The 10,911-nt window shown below is 35.8% G+C and carries 9 protein-coding genes; 8 read left to right on the plus strand and 1 reads right to left on the minus strand.

Annotated features, from left to right (window positions below; genetic code table 11):
* From JOD14_RS12405 to JOD14_RS12425, 5 genes are all read left to right on the plus strand, one after another.
* On the plus strand, nucleotides 1–844 hold an 844-nt coding region (locus tag JOD14_RS12405; RefSeq protein WP_204655097.1), incomplete at its 5' end, for a glycoside hydrolase family 73 protein.
* Between the two features lie 25 nt (nucleotides 845–869).
* Nucleotides 870–2,504 carry an N-acetylmuramoyl-L-alanine amidase gene (locus JOD14_RS12410; RefSeq protein ID WP_204655098.1) on the plus strand — a complete coding sequence of 545 codons (1,635 nt, stop codon included), beginning with the start codon at nucleotides 870–872 and terminating at the stop codon, nucleotides 2,502–2,504.
* A 127-nt stretch (nucleotides 2,505–2,631) separates the two neighbouring features.
* On the plus strand, nucleotides 2,632–4,392 hold the full coding sequence (locus JOD14_RS12415; RefSeq protein ID WP_204655099.1) for a phosphotransferase: 1,761 nt from the start codon (nucleotides 2,632–2,634) through the stop codon (nucleotides 4,390–4,392).
* Complete coding sequence (locus JOD14_RS12420; RefSeq protein WP_204655100.1) at nucleotides 4,392–6,164, plus strand: NTP transferase domain-containing protein; 1,773 nt, start codon at nucleotides 4,392–4,394, stop codon at nucleotides 6,162–6,164. Before JOD14_RS12415 ends, JOD14_RS12420 begins: the two co-directional genes overlap by 1 nt.
* Nucleotides 6,165–6,170: 6 nt before the next feature.
* A complete protein-coding gene (locus JOD14_RS12425; protein WP_204655101.1) occupies nucleotides 6,171–7,121 on the plus strand; it encodes a DMT family transporter in 951 nt (316 codons plus the stop codon).
* A 267-nt stretch (nucleotides 7,122–7,388) separates the two neighbouring features.
* Here the strand turns inward: JOD14_RS12425 and JOD14_RS13640 are convergent, their stop codons facing one another.
* Nucleotides 7,389–7,436, minus strand: coding sequence for a hypothetical protein (locus JOD14_RS13640; protein ID WP_379962461.1), 48 nt, complete (start codon nucleotides 7,434–7,436; stop codon nucleotides 7,389–7,391).
* Between the two features lie 224 nt (nucleotides 7,437–7,660).
* Between JOD14_RS13640 and JOD14_RS12430 the strand changes: the two genes are divergently transcribed.
* The 3 genes from JOD14_RS12430 (at nucleotide 7,661) to galU (ending at nucleotide 10,747) form a co-directional block, all read left to right on the plus strand.
* The gene (locus tag JOD14_RS12430) at nucleotides 7,661–9,100 is read left to right on the plus strand and encodes an LTA synthase family protein (RefSeq protein ID WP_239576206.1); all 1,440 of its coding nucleotides are present in this window, start codon (nucleotides 7,661–7,663) and stop codon (nucleotides 9,098–9,100) included.
* Between the two features lie 70 nt (nucleotides 9,101–9,170).
* On the plus strand, nucleotides 9,171–9,734 hold the full coding sequence (efp, locus tag JOD14_RS12435) for an elongation factor P (RefSeq protein WP_204655102.1): 564 nt from the start codon (nucleotides 9,171–9,173) through the stop codon (nucleotides 9,732–9,734).
* A gap of 140 nt (nucleotides 9,735–9,874) precedes the next feature.
* Complete coding sequence (gene galU, locus JOD14_RS12440) at nucleotides 9,875–10,747, plus strand: UTP--glucose-1-phosphate uridylyltransferase GalU (RefSeq protein ID WP_204655103.1); 873 nt, start codon at nucleotides 9,875–9,877, stop codon at nucleotides 10,745–10,747.
* The last annotated feature ends 164 nt before the right edge of the window (nucleotides 10,748–10,911 follow it).

A 10,911-nucleotide genomic window follows, 5' to 3' on the forward strand; every position in this document is an offset into this window, starting at 1 on the left:
TTGGCAATATATCAATCACAAGTGGTATTACTTAAATGTTAGTGGTGAAATGTTAGTTGGTTGGCAATATATCAATCACAAGTGGTATTACTTAAGTATTAGTGGTGAAATGTTAGCTGGTTGGCAATATATTAATCACAAATGGTATTACTTAAATGTTAGTGGTGAAATGTTAGTTGGTTGGCAATATATCAATCACAAATGGTATTACTTAAATGTTAGTGGTGAAATGTTAGTTAGTTGGCAATATATCAATCACAAGTGGTATTACTTGGACAGCAGTGGCGCTATGCAATCAGGTTGGCTGTTTTATGATAATTTTTGGTATTATTTACAACCATCTGGTGAATTATTTGAAAATGAATCAACGCAATTCCTAGGTTCAATTTTATCGGATGCAATTGAAGTTGCAAATAAAGCAAAGTTATTTCCGTCTGTGATGGTCGCACAGGCAACTCTAGAATCAGGCTACGGCACTAGCCTCCTAGTAAAAGAAGCGAATAATTACTTTGGTATGAAATTTAAATTAGGTGAAGATGAAGGTAAATATGATATTTTTTATAAAGAAACGCAAGAGTACGATAAAGAGACAGATGAATGGTCAACCGTACTAGAGCCTTTTAGAAAGTATACAAATAAAAAAGACTCATTTAACGATTATGCGTTTAAATTAAGAAATGGTGTTAGTTGGGATGTAAATTATTATCAAGGGACTTGGCGTGAAAATGGATCAAGCTACCTTGATGTCACGGCATCTTTACAAGGCAAGTATGCAACGGATCCCAATTATGCCGATAAACTGAATAGCTTTGTTGAATCATGGCAACTTTATAAAATTGATTAATCAAATGGATAAGGAGTAATTTTAAATGTTTCAAATGAAAAATAAGTTTTTTAGTTGTTTAGGAAAAGGTTCACTATTTTTACTCATAGCTAGTGCGAACACGGTTTACGCCCAAGACGATGCTGGTAGCATTGAGTTAAATACTACTAGCTATGAAGAAGTAAATGTAATGGCAACAATTGAAAGTGAAGAAACCAGTTTAGTAGAAGATGATCCTTATAGTCCAATCGATCCATCAGAAGATCAAATATTAGGGGACGCAGTTCAACCAGGCGAAATTGCACCACCAGAAGAATCACAACTGATGCGTGCTCGTGCAGGTGGACTAAATCAAGAAATTATTTATAATGCAGAGCGCGGCGTTTTTACCCGTCCTGAAATAAAGATTGATTGGCGTACTTATAAAATGTTTCCTTATAAAAACCTAGTAGGAGAAGATGTAAATACTCCTTTGGGAATCGTGATTCATGAAACAGCTAATGATAAGTCAACAATTTGGAATGAGATTGCCTATATGGATAGAAATTGGACAAGCGCGTTTGTTCATGCATTTGTTGATCAAGGAAATATTGTGGAAATTCATGACCCAAGCTATGGTGCTTGGGGTGCTGGGAAAGTTGCGAATCAATACTTCATTCACATTGAGTTAGTTGAGCACCCAGGCAATCGAACGGCATTTATGAAATCTGTCTTAAATGATGCACATTACGCTGCTCAAAAATTACATCAATTCGGGTTAACACCCAGTCGTCCAAGTGGTGTTTATGGTGATCCTAAAGGGACAATCTGGAGTCATCATGAGGTAAGTTCTTATTTAGGCGGCACGAACCATACTGACCCAACAGGCTATTTTAAACAATTTGGCTATTCGATGGCTGAATTTTTTGAACTTGTTCAATATGAATATGATCGGTTAATGTGGGATTTAAGTAATGATAGTGGTTGGAAAACCCTTAGTAATGGTAATCTTTCTTTTTGGGAAAACGGTAAGCCTGTATCTGGTTGGAAACTAATTAACGATACTTATTATTTATTTGATGAACTAGAAGGAATGAAAACAAATTGGCAATACCTAAACAATTATTGGTACTACTTATCACCAGAAAATGGAAAAATGAGTAAAGGTTGGAAAGTGATTAACTCCAATTGGTATTATCTTAACGAATCAGGTGATATGGCAACTGATTGGAAAAAACTTGATTCTTGGTATTATTTGTCAAAAGATGGGGCAATGCGTATTGGTTGGCAAATAGTGAATGATAATTGGTATTATTTATCAGCTTCTGGAAGAATGGGCCAATATTGGTTTTTCCAAGGAAATTCTTGGTATTATTTAAACAGTGATGGAGCAATGCGTACAGATTGGAAATTAATTGATAACTTTTGGTACTATTTTAATAAATCAGGAGTAATGCTCACAAATTGGCAATATATAAATGGTCATTGGTATTATTTTAGCCTTTCAGGAAATATGGGGATAGGTTGGCACTTTATTAATGGATTCTGGTACTATTTTAGCCCTTCAGGAGATATGAGGACAGGTTGGCACTTTATCAATGGCTCCTGGTATTATTTAAATTCATCTGGGGAAATGTTAACCGGTTGGCAAAACATTGATGGCAAAACGTATTACTTCAATAGTTCAGGTAGCCTAAGATAAAAACGAATGACGAAGCAAAATAGACTCTGTGTTATAAAATATTTATAGACAGAGTTTATTTTTTTTGCTATCATGTTCACGAGGGTTTGTTTTATCAGTTTCATGAACTTTGAAAGGATATGTATATATGAACATTTATGATTATGATGTCTTAAAACAATTAGCAACAGAGAATTATTCAAATCAACGCATACTATCAGAGCAAACTGGCTATTCTTTAGGTAAAGTCAATGAAGCGTTTAGACAGTTAGTTGATCATGATTATATCTTCGTTGATGGCTCATTAACGACTTTGGGCCAAGCGAAAATTCAATGCAATCGTCCTAAAAACGCAGTTATTTTAGCAGCAGGTTTTGGGATGCGGATGGTACCAATAAATACTGAGATGCCCAAAGGATTGTTGGAAGTTCAAGGAGAAATTTTAATTGAGCGCTTAATTCGGCAGCTGCAAGAAGCAGGAATCAAAGACATTACAATTGTTGTTGGGTTTTTGAAAGAAAAATTTGAATATTTAATTGATCAATTTGGAGTTACATTAATATATAACAAGGAATATGCGACTAAAAACAATTTGCATTCCTTGGCTCTTCAAGCAAATCAGTTGGAAAATACTTATATTTTACCATCAGATATTTGGCTAGAGGAAAATCCCTTTTCTACGACTGAATTGTATTCATGGTATTTAGTATCTGAAGAAACGGATGCATCTTCTACTATTCGTGTTAATCGGCAAAAAGAATTACTTGAAACAAAGAACAATCAAATCGGAAATAAAATGATAGGTGTTGCTTATGTGACCAAAAATGTCGGGAAAAGTCTGGCAGAACAACTTTTGAAAATGGATGGTCAAACAAAATATGCGGAAGATTTCTGGGAAGTAGCCTTTTTCCATGAAAAACAAGCTGCTACGATTTATGCAAAAGTATATCGTTTGGATCAAGCCTTTGAAATTGATACGTACGAACAATTGCGAGAGTTAGATGATCAATCAACCCATTTACAGACGGAAATAATTGATTTAATCGCAAAAGAATTATCTGTAGAGACAAAAGAAATTGTCGAAATTCAAGTTTTAAAAAAAGGGATGACGAATCGTTCTTTCTTGTTTCGAGTGAATGAAAAACGTTATATCATGCGAATTCCAGGTGAAGGAACGGATGAACTAATTAATCGTCAGCAAGAAGCACAGGTTTATAATGTATTAGCAAATCATCGAATTAGTGATGATATTGTGTATATTTCCCCTGAAAAAGGCTATAAGATTACAGAATATCTAGAAAATTCAAATGTATGTGACCCGGAAAATTTAAATGAGGTTGCATTGTGCATGGCCAAGCTTCGATCGTTCCATCAATTGCAATTACAAGTTCCACATACGTTTGATTTATTTGAAAAAATTGATTTTTATGAAAGTCTGTGGGAAGGCCAACCGTCAATTTTTAAAGATTATGCAACGACGAAAGAAAAAATCTATGCATTGAAAACACTAGTTGAACAATTACCAAAAGAGTGGTGTTTGACACACATTGATGCGGTACCAGATAATTTCTTGTTTACTGAAACAGGTGAAATACGACTCATTGACTGGGAATATGCAGGAATGCAAGACCCTCATTTAGATGTTGCTATGTTTGCGATTTATTCTCTTTATGAAAGAGAGCAAGTAGAACAATTAATTGATGCGTATTTTGTGGAAGGCTGTAGCTCGGAAGTTCGAATGAAAATTTATGCCTATATTGCCATTTCTGGCTTATTGTGGAGTAATTGGTGCGAATACAAACGCTTATTGGGCGTTGAGTTTGGAGAATATTCTTTACGTCAATATCGTTATGCGAAAGAGTACGCAGCGATTGTTCAAAAAATGATTAACAGTCAGGAGTTCGTCTAATGAAACAATATCAGGTAGATAACGCTATTATCATGGCCGCTGGGTTGTCGTCAAGGTTTGCCCCTATTTCTTACGAATACCCTAAAGCGCTAATTACAGTAAAAGGGGAAGTCTTAATTGAACGCCAAATTCGTCAATTAAAAGAAAAGGGCATTCATGATATTACAGTCGTTGTTGGTTATAAGAAAGAGTTATTTACATATTTGACAGATAAATTTCAAGTAAAGTTGATTGAAAATCCTGAATACAACTCACGGAACAATCATGCAAGTTTGTACTATGCGAAACATGAATTGAAAAATACGTATATTTGTTCAGCAGATAATTATTTTTCGGAAAATGTATTTGAGCCATCAGTGACAGAATCGTATTATTCAGCAGTTTACTCAACTGGCCCCACAGCGGAATGGTGTTTAGAAACCAATACAGAAGATTTCATTACCAATGTAGAAGTCGGTGGTGCAGATGCTTGGGTAATGCTTGGACATGTATTCTTTTCTGCAGAGTTTTCACAACGAATTGCTACGATTTTAGAATCCGTTTATCCTTTACCACAAACAAAGGATTTACTTTGGGAAGATATTTATATTGCTCATTTAGAAGAGTTACCGATGAAAATGAAGCGATATGAAGCCGGCGTTGTTTTTGAATTTGACTCGCTCGATGAATTGCGTGAATTTGATGCAACTTATATTGATAACACACGTTCAAAAATTTTAAAACAAATTGCAATTGACTTAAATTGTACCGAAGCAGAAATTACCCAAATTGATCCGATTAAAGAAAATGGGATGACCGTTGGCTTTAACTTTGTTTGCCCTAACGGTGAATATGTTTATCGATATGAAACAAAAGCATTGTCTCGTAGAATTTATCCAGCTGATCAAGTAGAGATTGCTCGTTTGAGTCAACAATTATTTCCTGATATTGATTTAGATACAATTCATTTGGAACGGTTAGGTGGCTTGACCAACCGTAACTATGTTGTACAGCTAGGTCAAAACAACTATGTATTTCGCTTTGCTGGTGCAGGGACGGAAGAATTAATTAAACGAATCGATGAAAAAGAGTGTACTCATTTGGCACAAGAAATTGGCATTACTGCTAATTTACTCTATTTTGATAACGTAACAGGGACGAAAGTGACAGCCTACGTTGAGGATGCTCAAACGATGAGTCCAATGCTCGTTAAGAAAGAAGAAAACTTAAAGGCGATAGCTGAAATTTTTCAAAAGCTTCATCAGTCAGAGGTGGATAGCTCTGTTGTGTTTGACGTATTTGGGAAAGTTGAAGACTATGAACAACTGATTCCTAAAGATTTGCTATGGGAAGACTATCAAATAACTAAAGATCAAATATTAAGTTTAAAAGAAAGTCTAGAGCAATCAGATATAGCGCAAGTATTGTGTCACAATGATCCGCTTTGTGAGAATTTTATTCGTGGATCCGCTGGGATGGTTTTAGTAGACTGGGAGTATGCAGGAATGAACAATGCACTTTGGGATATTGCTGATTTTATTATTGAGGCAGAGTTATCACCAGAAGAAGAAGCTTTGTTTTGTACCTATTATTTAGGAATGACGCCAACGACAATAGAGAAAAAGGGTGTTCTAATCAATAAAACCTTGATTGATTTCTTATGGAGTTTATGGGGGTTGCAACGTTTTTCGTGTGGTGCGAATTTATTTGATTATGCAACCAAGCGTTATGAGAACTCAAAGAAATACTTGCAAGAATTAGCAATATTCGATAAAAAAGTGGAAGCGAGGTAATTTAGAATGTATGCAGGGTTATTAGCGGGATTATTTTGGGGGTTAGATACGGTTATTTTAGGAGTCGCTTTAGCAAGCTCTTCTTTTGTAAGTACTGAACAAGCTATTTTTTTAGCACCATTTATCAGTACATTTATTCATGATTTATGTTCGTCACTCTGGATGTTTTTATATATGGGCGTAAAGAGACAATACAAAGATGTCTTGCATGCACTAAATACAAAAAGTGGCCGTTTTATCGTTTTAGCCGCCTTAGTAGGTGGACCAATTGGGATGACGGGTTATGTCTTATCAATTAAGTACATTGGTGCGGCTTACACGGCGATTATTTCTGCTTTATTTCCAGCAGTTGGTGTCTTTTTATCTTATGTGTTTTTAAAAGAAAAAATGTCTGTGTTACAGATGTTTGGCTTAGCTTTTAGTATTGCAGGAGTTATTTTCTTAGGTTATGCTCCAGGAGAAGCCGCTGTCGTGAATAGTTGGATTGGGATTATCTTTGCGTTAATGTGTGTATTTGGTTGGGCGTCTGAAGCTGTAATTATCGCACATGGATTAAAAGATCCAACAATTACCGATGAACAAGCCTTGCATATTCGCCAAACGACCTCGGCTATTTTTTATGGTATTGTTCTACTACCGCTTCTGAGTGGTTGGAAACTGACTTTTGATATTTTAACAACGAATACGTCTGCAATAATTTTATTCTCTGCTTTGTTTGGTACTACATCTTATCTTTTTTATTACAAGGCAATCCATAAGATTGGTGCTTCAAAAGCAATGGCATTAAACATCACCTATTGTGCTTGGGCAATTGCCTTTGGTTACTTATTATTAGGTGAAACGTTGGCTTTAAAAGACATTGTGGCAGCATTAGTTATTATTAGCGGCTCAGTGATTGCAGGTGGGGATATTAAAGAATTGCTGAAATCACCATCAAAGAAGGTTGAGATTCGTTAAGCGAGTAGAAAATTCAATGATTTTTTATTTTTAACACATTATAAGATAACCGAATGTAACTAGTACATTCGGTTTTTTTCGTTCACTTATCTTTGAATTTTTATAAAAAACCCCAATCTAAATAAATTCTAAAGGAATAAGTGTTATAATTTAATCGACAGCAACTAATCGATAGGAGGTAACGATCCGTGCTATTTCTTTCCTGTTTTATTTCATGTAGCGTGGTGGTGTGGCTGCTACCAAAGGAACGTTCTTTATTTTTAAAAGTCATACCTTACTTAATGACAATGTCACTTCTTTTGACGTTTTTCTTATGGCGGGAGTTTAACCAAAGCTTTTTGTATCTCAGTTCTTTTATAACAAATACATTTTTACTGGGTGGTACGTTTCTTTTTACTTATTTAAAGAATAAGAAATTTATCCAAAAAAAAGAAATAAAATGGACTCAAATACTGATCATTTTTATTTCGTCTTTCTTAGTTTTTATAGGTATTTTTCTTTATATTAGTAGCCAATGGGCGGAACAGGCATTTTCGAATATGACTTTTGATCAGATGATTTTGGCTTTAAATCAACCGCTTGGTCAGGCAGAGTCGAGTCAAATTTTTAATTTTTTACTTGAACCGTTATTAAACAGCCTGCTTTTAAGTAGCTTTGTGGGGAGTGTATTCTATTTCTTTGCAAATTATGCAATGATACTTCGAACAAAAAAAGAAATGAATCATAGAAAGATTTTTTTTCCAAGTATTTTTCTTATGAGTATCTTGATTTTAATTGGTGGCATTTCACTGAGTATCAAAACAATCGGTTACGCCGACATCAAAGCGTATTATTTTGAAGAAACAAAACTTTATGAGAATGAATATGTGGATCCACGTGAAGTTGATTTGGTTTTCCCCGAAAAGAAACGTAATTTGATTTATATCTTTTTAGAATCAATGGAAAATAGTTATGCTTCCCAAGATTTTGGCGGGGTTAAAGCGAATCACTTAATCCCTAACTTAACCGAGCTGGCTTTGAATGAGGGGATTCAGTTTTCGAATACGAATCAATTAGGTGGAATGTATCAAATTCCTGGTGCCAATCAAACGGCCAGTGCGATGGTTGCACAAACGGCGGGGCTTCCTTTGCGTGCCTCAGGTGGCGATCTGGATGTGAATACTTATGGTAAAAAAGGCACGAATTTCTTCCCTGGCGCTTATTCGCTAGGGGAAATTTTAGCAGACGAAGGGTATAACCAAATGCTTTTCATTGGTTCGTGGGCGGGTTTTGCTGGTCGAGACAAGTATTTCAAACAACATGGTCATTATGAAGTCCGCGATGTTTATTGGGCGCGCGATCAAGGTTTAATCCCTAAAGATTATTGGGAGTGGTGGGGCTATGAAGATCGAAAGTTATTTGATTTTGCGAAAGATTCTTTAACCGAGCTTGCCAATCAAGCAGAACCATTTAATTTTACGATGTTAACGACCGATACGCACTTTGAAGATGGTTATGCTACTGAAGAAACGCCGAATCGCTTTAATGACCAGTATAGTAATGTTATTTACGATAGTGATCGTCAAGTCAAAGCGTTTTTAGAGTGGATTAAAAGCCAACCTTTTTATGAAGAGACAACGGTTGTAATTGTTGGAGATCATTTAACGATGGATCGTGATTTCTTTGATGCGGATGACCCAAACTATCAACGAACGATTTATAATGTCTTTTTGAATAGTCCAATCCAGCCTGTTCAAAGTAAAAACCGGATTTTGACTTCACTGGACTTGTTTCCGACGACTCTGGCAGCTCTTGGGGTAGAGGTTAAAGGGGAACGTTTGGCGCTAGGGGTAAATTTATTTTCTAGTGAACCGACCTTAGCTGAGAAAATTGGGTTTGACAATTTGTATCAAGCTTTAATGCAACGTTCTGATTTCTATGATCAAAATTTGATGCAAGGAACGGATGAGGCTCTAATGCCTGAAGAAAGTTCGGATTGAGGTTTGTCAAATAGGTGTTCTTCTGCTAAAATAAGTAAGAATGATTTTTTACATAAAGGGGATTAAGAATATGATAACAGCAGTTGATTTAAGAGCTGGCATGACATTTATTCAAGACGGTAAATTAATTAAAGTATTAGAAGCAAGTCACCACAAACCTGGTAAAGGTAATACCGTTATGCGCATGAAATTACGTGATGTTCGTACTGGTGCAACTTATGATACAACTTTCCGTCCAGATGAGAAATTTGAAAAAGCACACATTGATACAAAAACAGTTCAATACTTGTATACAATGGATGATACGGGATTTTTCATGGACTTAGAAACATACGAACAATATGAAATTCCAACAGAAAACATTGAAGATGAAATGAAATTCATTTTAGAAAACATGGAAGTAAAAATCCAATTTTACGGTTCAGAAGTAATTGGTGTTCAATTGCCTTCAACGGTTGTTTTACGAGTTGCAGAAACACAACCATCAATTAAAGGTGCAACCGTAACAGGTTCTGGTAAGCCAGCAACAATGGAAACAGGTTTAGTCGTGAACGTTCCGGACTTTATTGAAGCCGGTGAATTGTTAGAAATTAATACTTCTGAAGGCACTTACCAAAAACGTGCTGGAAAATAGTTTTTTAACCATGATTAAATAGACTATCCAGTTTATCGAATGCAGAAATAGCTTTAGTTTCTAACGTTGTGTAGAAATTAAAGCTATTTTAGTTAGTGTGGTAAAATGGTGAGTAAATAAACGAAAAGGGTTTGATTATTTTGACAAAAGTCCGGAAAGCAGTCATTCCAGCGGCAGGATTAGGGACAAGATTTTTACCAGCAACAAAAGCGATAGCCAAAGAAATGTTACCAATTATTGATAAGCCAACGATTCAATTTATTGTTGAAGAAGCGATTGCATCGGGGATTGAAGATATTTTAATTGTAACGGGAAAAGCGAAACGTCCAATTGAGGACCATTTTGATGCGAATCTAGAATTGGAGCAAAATTTATCTTCCAAAGGTAAAGATGAATTGTTAGCACTTGTTGAAGAGACAACCGGGATTAATATTCATTTTATTCGCCAAAAACGACCATTAGGATTAGGCCATGCGGTGTTACAAGCAAAAGCTTTTGTAGGAGATGAACCGTTTGTTGTGATGTTGGGCGATGATATTATGGAAGATGACGTGCCACTGACAAAGCAATTAATTGAAACCTATGATCAAACGAAGGCTTCGGCTCTTGCAGTGATGCGAATTCCACATGAAGATACCGATAAATATGGGGTAGTTGCACCAAATGAAGAGATTTCTACGGGTTTATACGATGTGAATCATTTTGTCGAAAAACCAAAACCAGTAGACGCACCAAGTGACTTAGCGATTATTGGTCGTTACTTATTAAGACCGGAAATTTTTACCATTTTAGAAAACCAAGAGCCTGGTTTAGGTGGCGAGATTCAATTAACGGATGCGATTGATAAGTTGAATAAGACCCAACGCGTTTTTGCCCATGAATTTAAAGGCAAACGGTACGATGTCGGGAATAAAATGGGGATGTTAGAAGCCAATATCGAATACGGCTTGATGCACCCTGAAATTAAAGAGGAATTGGTTGTTTATTTAAAAGCACTTGTTGAAAAGTTGTAAAAGTTTTTTTGTTATAACTTTAATCACTTAAAAAAGCGTGGAACCATTATTGGGGTTCCACGTTTTTCGTGTGTGCCAGGCATGGCATTCATCTAGCTGGTGCAAGTCCAGTCGCGGGTAGTTACCGCCAAGCGTAGCGAACCACAAGCCGAAATCAGTGATGA

This window comes from Enterococcus lemanii (assembly GCF_016909125.1).
Taxonomy (GTDB): domain Bacteria; phylum Bacillota; class Bacilli; order Lactobacillales; family Enterococcaceae; genus Enterococcus_I; species Enterococcus_I lemanii.